Raw genomic sequence first — 16705 nt, forward strand, 5'->3', positions numbered from 1 at the left:
AGATGCTGAAAAAAGTGGTAGTGGGAGTTCCGTTGCTGACATTAGTGGCGTTATTTATATTCGTCATCTTCATTAACCTGAACAGCTTCGATTCGGCCAGTGTAGAAGAAGAGAAAGTGAATGCTGCTAATGCGGTGAGTATTGATCTGTCTGAGACCGTTTTTGCAGATCCCAAAGAATATGGCCAGCCAATTGAGAAAAGCCGATTTGGTGAACCGAAGGACTTTATCATAGCCATTCATAGCGAGTGGAGTGAAATGGATACCGGAGAACAATATGCAATTTCTTTTGGTTCAGAAAGCTATGGACTCATTTCTTCTATTTGAGAACCAATATAGATAGCGCATTGACTGCAGAGTTTGATGCGCTTCAGGAAACAGCCTTTAAACTGACCGATTCTTCAGCGGGGTTAACGGAAAAAGAACAAAACTCTTTAATCCCCCGATTTGAGCATCAGTTGAATGAGCTCTTTGTAGTAATGATGAATCGCTGAGTAATTGGAATGAGTCGATGATATAAAAACACAAAAAAGTTAGCAGCGGCTGCAATTTTTAAGGGTATCTTCATTTGTCACCATACAGTTCACCTCTTAATTGCTGGTAAAGGAATTGCTAATGATGCAATCCTGGTCCTGTATTGTCGAGAAGTATAGCAAGGATTAAGCTTACGATTCCAAGGAAATAAACGAAATATGCTATAGAGCAAATGGCAAAGACTAGCGAAGCAAATAGCTTATATCGATCGTATGGCGAATTTTTTAATAAAACTACCGTGAGAATAAAGATTAATGTACTTGGAACTAAAGCTCCAAACTTATATACGATCATAATCCAGGACATGAAAATTGATAGCATTATAACAGGTATCATATATCCACTTTTAATAGATTGTTCTTCATTTGTCTTCATTTTATTTCACCTTACCTCTTTAAAGATCTGCGCAACATTGTATGCCTAGGAAATTTCTGATATATCTCTTTCAGCTTTATTAATCTTCATACTGGTTTTTAAAATTTCGTTATTGTATTAGACGTTCATTTAAGAAGCAAAGTTGCTAGAGGTGATATGGAAGAGCTCAAGGGGGCATAGGTAATAAAAAGGTACGAGCAACAAATACTCTGAAAATATTTTAATTCATTTACAAATCAGTTTATATATGATGGCTTATCAAATGCTATTAAAATACCAAGGGATAGAAGATGCGATTTGTTCAGCATCTTCTGTCCTTTTTCGTCGATACAAGTTTCGAATCATTAAAATTATATGTAAAATAAAGGGAAATATGTATATACTAAAAAGAGGGACTGCAAAGTGATTTTGTGTAAGATAATATTAGTAATTTAGAATAGTTAATTCAGTCAATTCATTTCCAGTAGAAAAAAGACGAATGATTTTTTTGAAGTTAGTTGGGATGCAGCATAATTAACTTACTTTGGAGGAGGACGATAGTATGAAACCGACTATATTGGTTCTTGGAACTCATCATTTTTCTGCAAAAGATAACGGTGATTTGTTTAAACCTGAGAAAGACAACATGCTATCGAAAATAAGGCAGGAGGAAATACAGGATGTTATTAACTGTCTGAAAAAATTCCAGCCAACCAAAGTGGCGTTAGAAGTTGTAAAAAAGAATGAAAAAAACTCAATGAGCAATATGTTTCTTATGTAAATGGAGAATATACATTAAATGTTAATGAGACCGATCAGGTAGGATACCGTCTAGCGAAGGAATGCCGCTTTGAACAAGTCTATGCAGTAGATTGGAATGGGAATCAAAAGGATGTTCCAGGATTACCAAGCCCAAGCGATTCGGCAGACGACATTTATTATAATGCGGCCATGACAATCGGACAGGAAATGACGTCTCAAATGGAAACCTCTTTACAAAAGCATACCTTTAAGGAGTTCCTGGTATGGCTGAATGATCCGAAACAGATTTCAAGAGGCCATGAACTCTAGATGAAGGTGGTATTGGCAGAAGAGCAGGACAACCCGACCGGTGCAGTATGGACCGCAAAGTATTGGTATTTCCGGAATATGCTTATTTATAAAAATCTGGTTGATTTAATCAACTCAGATGAAGAACGGATTTTTGTTTTATATGGGGCTGGCCATCTTCATTTACTCTTGCAATTTTTAAAAGAAAGCAATCTTTTTAATGTGGAAGTTGCAAGTGATTATTTAATTTAAAGGCATGCTTGGGAGAGTAGGTTTACAAATCTCGAACTATCAGAAGAGACGCAGCTTAGGAATAGGCTTCTTTCCTTTTTGTCTAAAATGATAAAATACGGGTAAACCTGAAGTGGAACAATAAAAAGGAGGATGATTAAGTGAGTGAACCGATCGAGTTGACGAAAATAACCATTATCCAAAAAGACACTGCCAATAAAATACGCGAGGCGTATATTGGGGATTTTAAAGAACCTGTTTTGTATGGTGTACACGGAGGAGTTCGTGCTTTTTACGGTGTTGAGACCGACCCGGAATACCCTTCAACGCTGGACCATATTGTGGCATCTGCCGGTGGTTGACTGGTCGGGACATTATCAGGCGCGCTGGAAGCGCGTAAAATTCCGACTTCCCCAGATAAAGTGTGGGCAGACGTTCAAGGTACAATCGAAGCACCGGATGGTGTATTAAAAGTAACGAAAATTACTGCCCACTACCATGTGAAGGTGCCGGCTGGTAAACAAGAAGCGGCAGAACGTGCCTTGTCTATCTTTGATAGAGGTTGCCCTGTGGCGCAAACCCTCAAAGGGGCGGTAGACATCCAGCATTCATGGGACATTGAAACCTATTAACAAAAGTAAAGTATAGACTGTAGACAAACTCAGTCCAATCGAGATTATCTGCAGTCTTTTTTGATTCCAGTCAATTTGAGGAAAAGAGGGGGGGAGAAAAGTAGAATTGATTTTTATTCGCCACGGGCAAGGCGAACATACATTGAATTTACCGGAAAGTCTTCACTTGAGTCATCCCTCATTGACCATCAAAGGGATGAACCAGGCGAAAAATTTAAGATCTACCCTTCCATTAACCTCTGAAGACGTTTTAATTGTCAGCCCGACTTTAAGAACCCTCCAAACGGCTGCCATCTGGAGTGAGAACATGGAATGCAAAAGAGTGGTGCATCCGTTGGTAAGTCCCCGTATTTTCCCAGCGCGATCGGATGCTGCGACATTGCCATGTGATGAATCGTTGGATCCAGCCAGACTGCAAGATGAATTCACATCCTTTGTTCCGCCACCAAATCTGGCTGCTTCTTTATGGACAACAGGCATCAATGTCCTCTCTGAAGATAAATTTAACCTACTGGCTGAAGAGTTCATTGATTATTGCAGGAACCTTCAAAGCGAGAAAATTCACATTGTCACGCATGACGGCACTATTACTTCTTATCGGCAAAAGATTTCAGGTTGCCGCTTTACCCGGGAAGACTTCCTGCAAGAGACGGAGTCGTTTCGTCTAATGGTAGAGTGATTTACATAAAAGTTGAATAAAATTTATTGTAAGGTATATTCCTCTCTGGCTTCATATAAAACTGCCATAGCCAGCGTCCAAGTGTCGTCAATATATGGGATAAATGGTTCTCCATATAATCCGGATATTGGATAAGGTTACAAAAAATGAGTCATGTTTTAGCGTCCTGGATGTACGGGTAAACAAAAGTAAGACGATATACAGGAGGCTGATTAGCATGAAAACAACAAACCGTGAATTTGAAGTGGTTTATACGGCTCGAGAACTTGAAGAAAAAGTGGAAGAAATGAAATCGTGGGGATATAACAAGAATGAAATTCATGTTTTGGCGAATAATGCGGATGTTCTTAACTCTGTTGAATCGCAAGAAGGAGTTCACACACACGAAATAGAAACCATCACAGACAAATTCAAATCAATGTTCACCGGAAAAGACGCGGTACGGGAAGAGTTAACCAAACTGGATTTAAGCCAATCAGAAATCGATGAATTTCACGATATTCTCGATAATGACGGAATTATACTATATACAGACTATCGAAATGATAAACGGACATTTTAAAATATAAAAATAAGGACTACCATGAACCCAGTGTTCCTGGTAGTTTTTTTATAATGCTGTCGATCTTGTTAAAGGCTGTTTCAGCCGGTATTACTATGTGAAAGATTAGGTGGGGGATGGCTTCTCCAATATGCTAAAATAAGGAAACTGGTTTTTTGCCGAACAGGCAGAAAAATCAAATACTATAACTCAGCAGGTGAAAATATGTTCCTTAAAAGAATAAGCTTGCTCAATGAAACCGAAATCGATGCTAACGAATACCCTTTCACAATTCCGGCTATTAAAAGTTTCAGCCAGTTGGAGCTGACCAGCAATATCACTTTTTTCGTTGGTGAGAACGGCTCCGGAAAATCGACTCTGCTTGAGGCCATTGCCGAGAAATGTGAATTCAACACAGCGGGCGGGGGACGGAATAATACGTATGAGGTTCATGCTTCCGATTCTGTTTTGGGAGATTATCTCCGCTTGTCATGGATGCCCAAAATCACCAATGGCTTTTTCATGAGAGCCGAGTCGTTTTATCATTTTGCCAGTCATATCGACGAATTGCAGAAAGAAGATCCCGATGCTTATCGGAGTTACGGCGGCCGCTCTTTGCATGAGCAATCACACGGGGAATCGTTCTTCTCACTTTTTCAGAATCGCTTTTATGAACGCGCCATCTATCTTCTGGATGAGCCGGAAGCTGCATTGTCCCCTCAGCGCCAACTGGCTTTTTTGCGGATACTGCATGATTTGACGGTGCAAGGGAATTGCCAATTTATCATTGCGACCCATTCACCCATTTTACTGGGCTTTCCCGGCGCTAAGATTCTGAGTTTTGATGAAGGAAAAATTGAAGAAATTGACTATGAGCAAACAGATCATTACCAGATCACCAAATATTTTCTGGACCACCGGGAAAAGTTCCTGAAAGATATATTGGAGGACGAACCGGAAGTGTAGATTTATCAGAAGAGGGAAACCTTAAAAGGAATGTTTAAAGTTTATCTATCCAAAGAAAGGAATGAATGCATGATGGCACAATCATTGAAAGGCAAGACGGCTTATATTACCGGAGCGGGCAAGGGGATCGGAAAAGCAACGGCGATCGCTCTGGCAGAAGAGGGTGTCAATATCGGCTTGATGGCACGGACGGAATCAGATCTGCAGGCGGTGGCGGAAGAATTGAAGAGCAAAGGTGTAAAAGCTTCCTATGCGACCGCAGATGTTTCCTCTATGGAACAGGTCGAAGCGGCAGTGGCGAAACTAACTGAAGAACTCGGCGAAGCTGATATTCTGATCAATAATGCAGGCATCGGCACATTCGGCCCGTTCCTCGAAATTGATCCGGCTGAATGGAAGAAAATGATCGATGTCAACCTGATGGGCATGTATTATGTGACGCGCGCTGTACTGCCACAATTGATCGGAAAAAACGGTGGCGATATCATCAATATTTCCTCGATGTCCGGCGTCAAAGGCACAGAAGGCTCGAGTGCATACAGTGCATCGAAATTCGGCGTGCTCGGCATGACGGAATCATTGTCACAGGAAGTACGCAAGCACAATATCCGTGTGTTCGCGCTGACTCCGAGCCTCGTCATCACGGAGTTCTTCGGCGGGGGGAATAAGCCGGAAAAAAGTGAAGAGAAATTCATGCAGGCAGAAGATCTGGCCGAATATATGGTAGCTCAATTAAAACTCAACCCGCGGATTTTTATTCCGAAGTCGAGCCTGTGGGCGACGAATCCGTTCTAAAATTGACGTGAACAAGCAAGGGGGCATTGATTTGTTGAAATGGAAAGAAGAAATGATGATCGAACAGCCAATAGACAAGGTTTGGCGATTGTTTTCGGATGAAAATGCGAAAACTCTGTACCCGAAACTGGATGAGCATGTGCTCGTAGAAAACGAAAATGATGAAACAGGTGCCAAACATGCCCAAAGCTATATGGAAGGCAAGCAGCTGCAAACTTATATAGTCGAAACCATGCGCTACGACGATAAACCCAATAAAAAAGTCCGCCACACCCGATTTTCCATGAACAGCATGTTCGAAATCAATTATATCTTTACACTGGATAAGAAAGCCGATGATCAGACTCTTTTTACTTATGAAGGCGCGCAAAAAGGGACCACCATCACCGGCAAAGCCATGTTGCTGGCGGGCAGCAAAAAAAGGCGCCAGGAAACCATCCGCGATTTTATGCAGCGCGTAAAAACGAAAGCTGAAAAAAATACAGCCGAATAAGATTGTTAAGGAAGTCTGGTTCTCCAGGCTTTCTTTTGTTTTACAAAAAATCACGCTATACTTTATTGATTGAAGAAAATAACAGGGCAAGATACATAGACCACTAGCTTAAATGAACAAACATATGAGTGTTATTGGGTATTTTGGAATCAGGAAGGAGAGAGGCGTAATGATTGAATGGGAACAAGACAAGGTCATCAATCAACAGATTGACAAAGTGTGGAGTTTGTTTGCGGACGCCAATATCCGGAAGATCATGCCCCAGGTTGAAAAACATGAACTCATCGAGAAGACGGAGCGGGAAACCGGCGCGAAGCATATGCAGAGCTATAAAGAAGGTAAGCGTACCGAGACTTATGTAGTCGAGACATTGGCTTACGAGGATCAGCCTGACAAAAAGCATAAGCAAATTTATTTTGTCATAGGCAATGCTGTTGAAATAGACTTATGTTTCACTTTGATTAAACTCCATGACAATCAGACGAAGTTCATTTACTCCGGCTGCAACCAGGGACGCAATTTCCTCGGCAGGACCATGCTGAAAATGGCCGGCGGAAAGAGCCATATGAAAATTGTCGAAGATTTTATGGCACGGGTTGAAGAAGAGGCCCTGAAAATCTAAAGTTGGACGGGGGCAGGCAATGCTCCTGTTATTTTTTTGCTCACTTTTGATTATCGCACCGATTATGGGGAGTGGTCGGGTATAATTTATGAAGCAGTGAAAATCGAAGAGTACTATAAGAAGTTGCTCCAAAAAGTATAGGCAAGTCTTTGATAAGCAGAAACGGTTGGATTTATCATGAAAAAACAAGTATATGTAGTAAATTACATAAGGATAAAAGAATAAAAAATAAAAACAAGCAATCAAGAAGCCGAAAGAACCAGCAGAATCCCTTAATTCAACGGTACCAAACACCGGACTGCAAATCGATAGTGAATAATCCGGAGATTTTGGCAAGTTTCAATCACAATTAACAGTTCCTTGGAAGATAATCAGGTGCTGTAAGCTTAATAAGCAAACGGACATCCAATTCGTTTATTATGCTGATAGGGGAAAGGGGAGGGCAACTGGTGATTCACTCATACCCATTAGACAGCATACATTATTTAAATTAATTACAAATTCTTCAAATAAAATGTAGAATAGTAGAAAAGAGCAGCAAGAAAACATATACCTTGTAGAATTTCCACTCAAGACGGTGTTACATCAATTAATTCAAGAAGAAAGGTCTGATCTTTTCATGCTTACCATTTACGAACGCGGAGGCGTGCTGTGCGCTGAAGGACTGATAGAAACAATCGGGCAGAAGGTGTTTGTTTATCTCATTGATGGAATGCTGATAGACAGCGGTCCGGAAAAATTGCAGAACGAATTGCTGCCGTTCTTCCGGGACAATAGCTTTGATCAGCTTGTGCTGACGCATAACCACGAAGACCATACTGGCAATGCTGCGTGGATTCAAGAGCATCTGGCCAAGCCGATTTCAATCCATCCTGTGGGACTTGCCGGCTGCCTGGACGATGGTGATTACCCCGATTACCGCAGATACACCTGGGGAGGAAGAAAAGCTTTTTCACCGGAGGTTATAAATACTGTAATGCATTCCAGGAATCTTACCTGGCAAGTCATCCATACGCCGGGACACGCTGACGATCACATTGCTTTATACAATAAAGAGAGAAGGATCCTTTTCACCGGTGATTTATTTGTCGCAGCAAGGACGAAGGTCAGCATGGAAGCCGAATCGGTACCACAAATCATGCGATCCACTCGGCTTCTGCTCGAATTCGATTTTGAAGCCATCTATTGCAGCCATGCCGGATACCTTGAAAACGGCAGGGAGCTTTTGAATCAGAAGCTTCGTTATCTGGACGAGGTTTCGATTAAAGTAAAAGAACTGGCTGCAAGAGGGGAATCTCCGAGGGCAATAGCACAGCTGTTGTTCCCGGGTAACTACCCCATTATCCAGTTCTCCAATAACGAATGGGATACAATCCATCTGGTCAACTCGATTCTGGATGAGTGTCAGGCGGAATCACCAAGATAAAGTTTCATATTATTTAAGTTGAATTAAAGAATTATCTTTTGTATATCGGTTCGTTGCTTTGGACATTGCAAAGATTATGCTCCTGCTTACGCTCATTGCGAAGAAGTGACGCCTAGATATGGAGCAAAACAGCGAAGACGCCCAGGGGAGCAGAAGCGGCGTTGGCTTTCCAACGTCGTTTCGACGAAGGGCAAGATCCACTCGGGCGAAGTGAAACGAGACCGAGTTAGCTCAGCGCGAGCCAAGAGTTGGCCGAAGGGAGTTCGGCCGACGCTTTGCGACGAAGCTAGCGCAGCGATGCAGGAGCAGCCTTAAAATCGTGCTCCTGCAGTGCTGCGCACTTCGTCGCAAAGACAGTATCCGTGCAGGACACGCCTACTGTCTTCGAAGCTGTTTTGCGGAATATCGATTCTTAGTTACACTTGTACCGTTTACCTAAAATCTCCTTTCGAGGGGATTTTTTTCTTTATTCGAATTTAAAATCGGATTTTTGATATACTGAGTTATAAGAATTTTTCAATTTATTCTGATAATTCGGGAGGGTGTGGCTGGAATGGGTTATATCAAGTTCATTCTGGAATTATTGGTCATTGCTTTCATCATTTATTATTTAAGCGGGCGATTGATGGGGCCGAAGATTAACTTTCAGAAGCGCATCCTGTCAGTGTCTATGGGCGTTGCACTGACAACTTTTCTCTATTGGTATTCCTATCTCCGGTTTACCGATTTCACGGATTTCGATACCATCCAGATCGTCCAGGATGAAACAGCCATCCTGTGGATTGGCAGCATGCTGCTGATTTCGATGCTGCTGTATCTGTTCTTCGAGTTGTTTGATCCAGTTGAATTGGGTGAACTGGGTGAACGGAAGGTAGGGGGAGGGCTTAAGTTTATCCGGTGGAGAAGCCGGCTGAGAGAACAAAAACGTCTCAGCAGACTACTCGAAATTTCATTCCGGAATGGATTTTCACAGGCGCTGGAATATGCACGGCATCGCGGCGGAAATGACCGCGAATTGGCGCGAGCCTTTCGGGAAACTTTGGAGGAAAGCGGCGGAATCTTCGTCAAGTTCGGCCAGATGCTGTCGACACACAGTGAATTATTTCCGCCTGCATTCATCAAGGAACTCGGGTCGCTGCAGCAAAATGTTAAACCGCTGACGAGCCAGCAGGTGGAAGCTTTATTGAATGAGAAACTGCCTTATCGCATTGAAGATGTTTTTGCTGAAGTGGATATGGATCCTATTGCAGCCGGTTCCATCGGGCAAGTGCATAAAGCGTTGCTGAAAAATGGTGATGATGTTGTGGTAAAGCTATTGAGGCCGGATATTCAGCGGATTATGCGCGACGACTTGAATTTGCTGGTGGCTTTTACCGAATGGCTGTCAACAAAGTCTGCATGGATCAATAATATCGGCATACGGGACCTGGCCATCGGTTTTGCCAGAAACATGCGCGAGGAAGTGGATTTTACAATAGAAATTCGCAACACGGTCCAGTTGGCGAATATTATCGAGCAGAGTGACCAGGACATCAGGATTCCGAAAGTCTACACCGAATTCAGCAATGATAAATTGATAGTGCTTGAATATCTGGAAGGCCAAAGCATTGCCAACGGACAGAAGCTATTTGAAAACTTCCAGGTGGATCGCAGTGAGTTTGCACGGACGATCCTGTTTTCCTATTTGGAACAGATGTTTTTCTATGGTATTTTCCACTCTGATCCACACCCTGGAAATATCTTTATTGATAAGATGGACGGGAAACCGATAATCCTTGATTTTGGTGCAGTAGGCCGACTTTCCGAGGAACAGCAAAAAGCGTTGAATCTTTTTGTCATCGGCATTCAGCAGAATGATGCTGATGTTATTACTGATTCCATTTTGGTTATGGTGCAGGAGACAAAATCCATTGACCGGAAAAAGTTTGAATATGCAATTGGACAGGTTTTACAGCGCATCACCTATATTGATAAAATACCAACAAGGGAATTAATTCATTCCATGTTCGATATTGTCCGTGATTTTGACCTGAAATTCTATTCGCCGGTCAGTACGGCACTTCGTGCACTTATCGTCCTGGACAGCACCATCCATACAATGGATCCCCAATTTGATATGTTCAAGGAATCAAAGACGTTTGCCAAAAAATACAAGGCGTCTTATTTGTTCAAACCATTCATGCAACCCTCAGCAACAAAAGAGAGACTCGAGGAGGAACTTGCTGTCTGGCTGCCGGAGCTTGCAAAAGTGCCCAAAAGGCTCGACCGGCTGGTGCGGCGGATTGAATCCGGCAAAGTGATCCTCCATCATGATATATTTTCAGACAAGCATAACTCGATGTTCATCACGCAATTATTCTCCAGGTTCGTTCTGTTGATGACAGGAATCACGTTTGGACTTGTGTCATCCGCGTTATTGGCCATAGCACAGTTTATCGATACGGCCTATGCGGTATATTTAAATATAGCCTCTTACGCAGGTTTGTTCCTGAGTGTAGTCCTATTGGTGAGACTGTCCATTCAGGCTATCCGGGATATGAAACGGACCAGCGGCTTATAGAATGTTTAAAACTTCTTCAGAGAGACTGCAGGAGTAAGAAGGAGTGATTATATGGAACGCCCGAACCCAAGAGAGATTCTGGAACAGAAAATGCGCGAAACCCGCCCGTCCTGGACAAAAAAAGCACCAGCAAAGCCCCGTAAATACAAATCAAGCATGAAACGGGTCGATGATTATGTTGTGTTGGATTTTGAGACGACCGGCTTGCGTGCCGGCAGCGACAAAATCTTACAGATCGGTGCTGTAAAATACATCGGCCATATGCACAAAGATACGATGTATGTAACGATCAATCCGCAACAGCCCATTTCCAGCACAATTACGCGCATTACCGGCATCACGAACAGTGATGTCCGCGATGCACCGATAATTGAAGATGTGGCACACGAGTTAATTGCTTTTATTGGCGGATTGCCGATCATTGCACATAATGCGCCATTTGATATGGGATTTCTGTATGCACTGGAGGAAATCACGCCGATACCGGAGTATACGGTTATTGATACAGTGAAACTGGCGCGTAAAGTGATACCGGAGACGCCGAACCATAAATTGACGACTTTATCAGCATTTCTGGAACTGGAGCATAATGCGCACGATGCGCTTGGCGATTGTCTGGCGACGGCTGCGATCTATCAGTTTTGTATTGACCGGATGTAATGAAATAAAAGAAAGCGTGAAAGCCGAGTAAGAAAACGGTTTTCACGCTTTTAAGATCCATGTTATTCTCGTTAAGTAATAGAAAAGGGTATAAGAGATAGGGTATATGAAAATTAAACCTCTATAAAGCTAAAAAATATTTAAGTAGACATAATATAAATTATAGGAAGTTGAGTATCAAAAACTAAGTATACTCATGATATTGAGACGAAAGCTGTTTTTTCGATAAAATGGACCGAATTTCAGATTATCTCATTTAATAACGTTTTAGTTGATCCGTGTAAGTTTCTGTTTTATTGGTGTTAAAATTGCTGATGACATAAAATTAAATATGTTCATACTGTCACAAAACAAAAAAACGAAATTGCCTGTGGAACTTTCAGCAATCTCGTTTTTTGTTTCTTTAATCTTTTTTGTACAGTTTCAATTTTTAATTGTTTGCTGCATTCCAATTTTTATCATTCCATTTAATCCAAATCATCTCTGATTCAACTTTACAGCGTCTCAAAATCAATATCTTCCACATACGCATCAATTACCGCAGCTTTGTTGCCGGCTTTAGCCATTTTCAGCGCTTCTTTTAACTCCTGCCGGTTTCTGGCTGTGTATCCGCGGCCGCCGCATGCTTCAGCAAACGCCGCAAAATCAATATTGGCCAGCTCAATATTCGTCGGTTTATTCCCCATTTCTTCCTGTTCAGTTTCAATCAATTGAATTTTCTGGTTGTTCATGACCACAATAATGATTGCCAGATCGTATTTGATCGCTGTCACAAAATCCTGCATGCCCATTGAAAATCCACCATCACCGATTAAAGCGATTACTTGTTTTTCGGGATATGCCAGTTTTCCGGCTATTGCTCCGGGCAACCCACACCCCATCGTTGCAATCCACGCGGAAACGACCAGTTTCTGATCCGTCAATTTTAAATAACGTGCTGACCAAAGCGTCACGCTTCCGACATCGAGAGATACGACCGCTCCAGGTTCCAAAATATGCTGCACTTCTGCTATGACTTGCTGCGGTTGCAGCTGTTCTGTTTCCCGCTCCATCTCCTGCTGCAACTGCTGATCCCACTTGTCCCGTTTATCCTGGTACTTTTTCAGGAAATCTTCCTGTTTTGGTTCAATATTCTCAATCAACCAGGCCATCACGGGTTCGAGTTCGCTGGCAATGCCTGTAGTTACCGGGTAATATTTGCCGATGACAGCCGGATCAATATCAATCTGTATAGCAGTTGCGTCGCTCGGTAAATAATCCCGATAAGGATAAGCGGTTCCCGCCAATATCAGAAGATCCGCTTCCTTCATAACTTCCTTAGCCGGTTCAGTACCCAATTGCCCCAGATGGCCCAAATGGTTTGGATGTTCATCTGGAATCAAGCCTTTTGAAGGAAATGATGCGATAACCGGCGCTTTGATCTCTTCAGCAAACAACAATAACTCGGCTACTGCCCCTTTTGCCCCTTTGCCTGCTAAAATGACTGGTTTTTTTGCAGTTTCAATCAATTCTGCCGCTTTTTTCAGGTCTTCCGCCGCCGCTCTGATTTTCGGTTGGGAATACGAAGCTGAAGTCATTGGTTTTTCATATTTTATCTTCGTGCTGAATAAATCGTCCGAAACAATCAGCACTGCTGGGCCATTTTCTGCATACGCTGTCCGAATTGCCTGATTCAGCATGTCCGGCAGCTGCTCGGCTGTCTGCACACGTCTATTGTAGACCGCAACCTGCTCAAACATCGATTCCAGTTTCAGTTCCTGGAAATTATCTGTTCCGACCAATTCGCTGCTGACCTGGCCGACAATCGCCAGCATCGGCACTTTGTCTTTTTTCGCGTCATACAAGCCGTTTTGCAGGTGAACCGCTCCGGGACCGGCGATAGACATGCAGACACCGATTTGCCCTGTCAATTTGGCATAAGCAGCCGCAGCAAGTGCACCGGTCTCTTCATGGCGAATCTGGATAAACCGGATTGCTTCTTCCTTCCGCAGCTCTTCCATGAATTCATTGATTGAATCACCGGGCATACCGTAAATATGGTTAACCTGCCATTCTTTTAAAAGATCAATGACATAGGCCCCTGCTTTTTTTTCGAACATCAAATCACTCCTTTTTTCGCATTGTATAACACTTGTTTACTTTAATTGTTCACTTTTTAATTGTTTACGTCTCATCTTCCGATAGCATTCCTTCAAATTTTTCTTTTATATCATCCTCTTTCCCGATAACCATCACTTTGTCGCCAACCTGCAGCTCTTCTTCAAAAAGGTCGAAACGCAGAATTTCATCTCCTCTCCTGAGGATCAGCAGGACGACATCACGATTTTCTTCCACTAAAGTTTTGCCTTTAGCACCGATATAGTTGGAATCGTTTTTGATTTCGATAATGGCCACCATCTCTTCGTCATCAAGAGCAAGTGCGGTCTTCATCGGCCAGTCTTCCAAATTGTATTCGGTATCCATTTCATGCTCGAAGCGGTTTTCCAAAGTGGCAAAAATCTTTTTATTCCTAAAAATCAGTAGCGCTGCCAGTAAAATGGAGATGATTATGAACAGCAATTCTATCCGAAGATCATTGGAGAGCAAGTTTGCAATGGAGGAAATGATGACTGCAAGGGAAAAGTAACCGAAGAGAATGATCCCGCTACTGATTCGTCTCCGGATCGGATGGTCAATGATCAGAGCCGATTCCTCCGTAGTAAAGCCAGTGCCCGTCAACATGGATATCACTTGGTAGCGCGCAATTTCCTTTTTCAGGCCAGTCATATGAAAAAGTATCACGCCTATTTCAATTACAATTGCCATTATCAATGCATAGAGGGCAATAAACGAAAAATTCCACATGAACATCACCTCATTTTCTATCCTTTACCTTATGAAATTGTTTTTAAACCCTTACTGCCCTAAACAGGATGATTAAAAAATAAGAAATAACGTTCAGTGCAATATCATTCATATTTAATATTTAATCAAAAATATATTAATTTATCTTTACTTCCCCGAATAAACTGGATATTGTGAAGAGAAAGATATTATTGAAATCATTCGACTTGATACCTGATATCGTCACTTGCTCTATTGTTTCACCAGGTTCTGACTTCAGCACAAATATACCTTATCAACGCAAGTGCGGAATTGCTTTTGCACATCCGTTATCTAGGCATTAGAGGAGTGAAATACATGAAGTATTTTGTCGATCACCTGAGAAAAAGAATCCATTCCCAAAAATTTGCAGGAGATTCCTGCGGGTTTATTAACACCCCTGTCAATTACCGGGAATTCACGACTTGCTCTGCTTATGTCAAAAGGCTGACAGGTGAGAAAGATTATACTGAATGTCCTAACTGTGTTACAGCTCCAACACGGCTCCAAGAAAAAGTGATTTCTTAACTTACAAGAACCTGTCATCCTGGTTTTCTCGATTTGCGCCGTTTCACCGAGTCAACCGCTGTCCATTAGAACCGAGTTTTAACTAGTAAAAGCGGGAATGTCTGAAAGGACATTCCCGCTTTTATGGTGATTATGTTTATGTGTTATTCTTACCCTTCAGATCGTTCAGAATCCACTCTGCCGCTCCCAATAAATTTTCAGCAATATGGTCCGGTTCAGTACCTGGCCAATGGCTATTGTATTCGGTGAGCGAATCTTCTCCCTTGCCGGTTTTCACCAATACCATTTTGGTGCCGGCCCGGCTTGCAGCCAGCATGTCCGAGCCTCCATTGTCCCCCACCACATAGCATTGACCAAGATCAAGAGAATGTTCCTTTCTGGCCCGCTCCAGCATGCCGGTTTCGGGTTTCAGGCAGTCACAATTGTCCTCCGGATGATGCGGACAATAATAAATGCCGTCCAGAAAGGCAGATTGTCTTTTCAGTTCGTTTTCCATCTTCTCAAAGCCCTTGAGCAATTCCTCTTCAGTAAAATAACCTCTTCCCACCCTGGACTGATTGGTGAACAGCAACACTTTCACCCCCGCATCATTCAGCAATTTAATGGCAACAGGCGTAAAATCAAACATCGTGAACTTGTCGGGATCAATGCCATGGCCATCTCCGCCCATCGTTCCGTCACGGTCAAGAAAAACTGCTTTCATTTGTTATCCCCCTATTTCGAAAGAGCTTACTTTTTTCAGCAATTGAATGAACGATATCTAAAACGGTTTGATTGCCATCTATTACTGCATCGGAATCCGGTTTTATCGTCGATAACATATGGAGATATGCCTCTCTGCCGCTCCGGGCATAATAGCGGACATCCTCAAGTATCCTATCCCCGGCAGCACCGGAAAAATCTCTCATCAACCGGCGTGATAAAGCGAGATCGAGCGGTGTATCAATGAATACAGTGAAATCGATGTATCGGCAGGACTGGGCTTGCTGATAAGCAAAAGGAAAATCCAGAATTATGTAATCCAACGGTTCGGCAAGCAATAGTTTCAGCTCAGCCAACAATGGCGTCAGGTCCCATTCATTGGGATCGGCTCCCTTGTCCAGCCATTGCATCATATCCTCGGGTCCTGCGAAGTCGTATTGATCAAAGTAAAGCGCTTTGGCATTCGGCAGAACTTGCGTTAAGCTCTCGACTGCGGTCGTTTTGCCGCCGCCTGATACACTGGCAATTGCAATTACAAACGGTGCTGCTATAGATTCCATGGCTCGATTCCCCTTTTGCTTCTTTTTCTTAATCATACAGGAAGACTCGTTTTGATTATAGAATTTATGCCATTAGCCAAAAGTATTGTGCCAATAAAAAAAGATGCCGCGGAGGCACCTTCAAACTTATTCTATTTAAGTTGAACTAAAGATTTTTTATAACCGATATTCCGCAAAACAGCTTCGAAGACAGTAGACGTGTCCTGCACGGAAACTGTCTTTGCGACGAAGTGCGCAGCACTGCAGGAGCACGATTTTAAGGCTGCTCCTGCATCGCTTCGCTAGCTTCGTCGCAAAGCGTCGGCCGAACTACCTTCGGCCAACACTTGGCTCGCGCTGAGCTAACTCGGTCTCGTTTCACTTCGCCCGAGTGGATCTTGCACTTCGTCGGCATTCGCCTGCTCCCCTGGGCGTCTGCGCTGTTTTGCTCCATATCTAAGCAATTCTCTCAGCACTGGCGCTGCTCAGGAGCAGGCGAATGCCGACGGAGCAATAAGTCGAGTGGTCATTT

The 16705-nt window shown here is 42.8% G+C and carries 17 protein-coding genes and 1 pseudogene; 14 read left to right on the forward strand and 4 right to left on the reverse strand.

All coding sequences use genetic code 11. The features are described 5' to 3' along the window. Positions 1-2 precede the first annotated feature (2 nt). From ACFQ1X_RS04110 to ACFQ1X_RS04175, 14 genes and pseudogenes are all read left to right on the forward strand, one after another. Positions 3-326 carry a hypothetical protein gene (locus ACFQ1X_RS04110; RefSeq protein WP_144840287.1) on the forward strand — a complete coding sequence of 108 codons (324 nt, stop codon included), beginning with the start codon at positions 3-5 and terminating at the stop codon, positions 324-326. Positions 327-1449: 1123 nt separating this feature from the next. Beyond that, positions 1450-1668: a hypothetical protein gene (locus ACFQ1X_RS04115; protein WP_144840286.1), complete on the forward strand. Its 219-nt coding sequence runs from the start codon at positions 1450-1452 to the stop codon at positions 1666-1668. Between the two features lie 26 nt (positions 1669-1694). Further along, positions 1695-2189, forward strand: a pseudogene (locus ACFQ1X_RS04120) (DUF5694 domain-containing protein); the annotation flags it as partial. Between the two features lie 140 nt (positions 2190-2329). After that, positions 2330-2530, forward strand: a complete 201-nt coding sequence (locus ACFQ1X_RS04125) for a hypothetical protein (protein WP_144840284.1) — start codon at positions 2330-2332, stop codon at positions 2528-2530. After that, the gene (locus ACFQ1X_RS04130; protein ID WP_144840334.1) at positions 2531-2800 is read left to right on the forward strand and encodes an OsmC family protein; all 270 of its coding nucleotides are present in this window, start codon (positions 2531-2533) and stop codon (positions 2798-2800) included. A 106-nt stretch (positions 2801-2906) separates the two neighbouring features. Next, on the forward strand, positions 2907-3479 hold the full coding sequence (locus ACFQ1X_RS04135; RefSeq protein ID WP_144840283.1) for a histidine phosphatase family protein: 573 nt from the start codon (positions 2907-2909) through the stop codon (positions 3477-3479). Positions 3480-3696: 217 nt separating this feature from the next. After that, entirely contained in the window at positions 3697-4041 is a 345-nt protein-coding gene (locus tag ACFQ1X_RS04140; RefSeq protein WP_379081482.1) for a general stress protein, read from the forward strand. A gap of 204 nt (positions 4042-4245) precedes the next feature. After that, positions 4246-4986 carry an AAA family ATPase gene (locus ACFQ1X_RS04145; RefSeq protein WP_144840281.1) on the forward strand — a complete coding sequence of 247 codons (741 nt, stop codon included), beginning with the start codon at positions 4246-4248 and terminating at the stop codon, positions 4984-4986. A gap of 72 nt (positions 4987-5058) precedes the next feature. Further along, positions 5059-5781 (forward strand): 3-ketoacyl-ACP reductase, encoded by a 723-nt coding sequence (locus ACFQ1X_RS04150; protein WP_144840280.1) that lies wholly within the window; start codon positions 5059-5061, stop codon positions 5779-5781. Positions 5782-5812: 31 nt separating this feature from the next. Then, on the forward strand, positions 5813-6274 hold the full coding sequence (locus tag ACFQ1X_RS04155) for an SRPBCC family protein (RefSeq protein ID WP_144840279.1): 462 nt from the start codon (positions 5813-5815) through the stop codon (positions 6272-6274). A 169-nt stretch (positions 6275-6443) separates the two neighbouring features. After that, complete coding sequence (locus tag ACFQ1X_RS04160) at positions 6444-6896, forward strand: SRPBCC family protein (protein WP_144840278.1); 453 nt, start codon at positions 6444-6446, stop codon at positions 6894-6896. Between the two features lie 619 nt (positions 6897-7515). After that, complete coding sequence (locus ACFQ1X_RS04165) at positions 7516-8322, forward strand: MBL fold metallo-hydrolase (protein WP_144840277.1); 807 nt, start codon at positions 7516-7518, stop codon at positions 8320-8322. Between the two features lie 553 nt (positions 8323-8875). Continuing rightward, entirely contained in the window at positions 8876-10882 is a 2007-nt protein-coding gene (locus ACFQ1X_RS04170; RefSeq protein WP_144840276.1) for an ABC1 kinase family protein, read from the forward strand. A 51-nt stretch (positions 10883-10933) separates the two neighbouring features. Next, a complete protein-coding gene (locus ACFQ1X_RS04175; protein WP_144840275.1) occupies positions 10934-11542 on the forward strand; it encodes a 3'-5' exonuclease in 609 nt (202 codons plus the stop codon). A gap of 494 nt (positions 11543-12036) precedes the next feature. Here ACFQ1X_RS04175 and ACFQ1X_RS04180 read toward each other — a convergent pair whose 3' ends face one another. From ACFQ1X_RS04180 to ACFQ1X_RS04195, 4 genes are all read right to left on the reverse strand, one after another. Then, entirely contained in the window at positions 12037-13641 is a 1605-nt protein-coding gene (locus tag ACFQ1X_RS04180; protein ID WP_144840274.1) for a pyruvate oxidase, read from the reverse strand. A gap of 64 nt (positions 13642-13705) precedes the next feature. After that, positions 13706-14386: a TrkA C-terminal domain-containing protein gene (locus ACFQ1X_RS04185; RefSeq protein ID WP_379081489.1), complete on the reverse strand. Its 681-nt coding sequence runs from the start codon at positions 14384-14386 to the stop codon at positions 13706-13708. A gap of 682 nt (positions 14387-15068) precedes the next feature. Further along, positions 15069-15635, reverse strand: a complete 567-nt coding sequence (locus ACFQ1X_RS04190) for a D-glycero-alpha-D-manno-heptose-1,7-bisphosphate 7-phosphatase (RefSeq protein ID WP_144840271.1) — start codon at positions 15633-15635, stop codon at positions 15069-15071. Beyond that, positions 15616-16194 carry a nucleoside/nucleotide kinase family protein gene (locus ACFQ1X_RS04195; RefSeq protein ID WP_144840270.1) on the reverse strand — a complete coding sequence of 193 codons (579 nt, stop codon included), beginning with the start codon at positions 16192-16194 and terminating at the stop codon, positions 15616-15618. Before ACFQ1X_RS04195 ends, ACFQ1X_RS04190 begins: the two co-directional genes overlap by 20 nt. Positions 16195-16705 lie beyond the last annotated feature (511 nt).

This window comes from Metaplanococcus flavidus, assembly GCF_042675885.1.
GTDB lineage: Bacteria > Bacillota > Bacilli > Bacillales_A > Planococcaceae > Planococcus > Planococcus flavidus.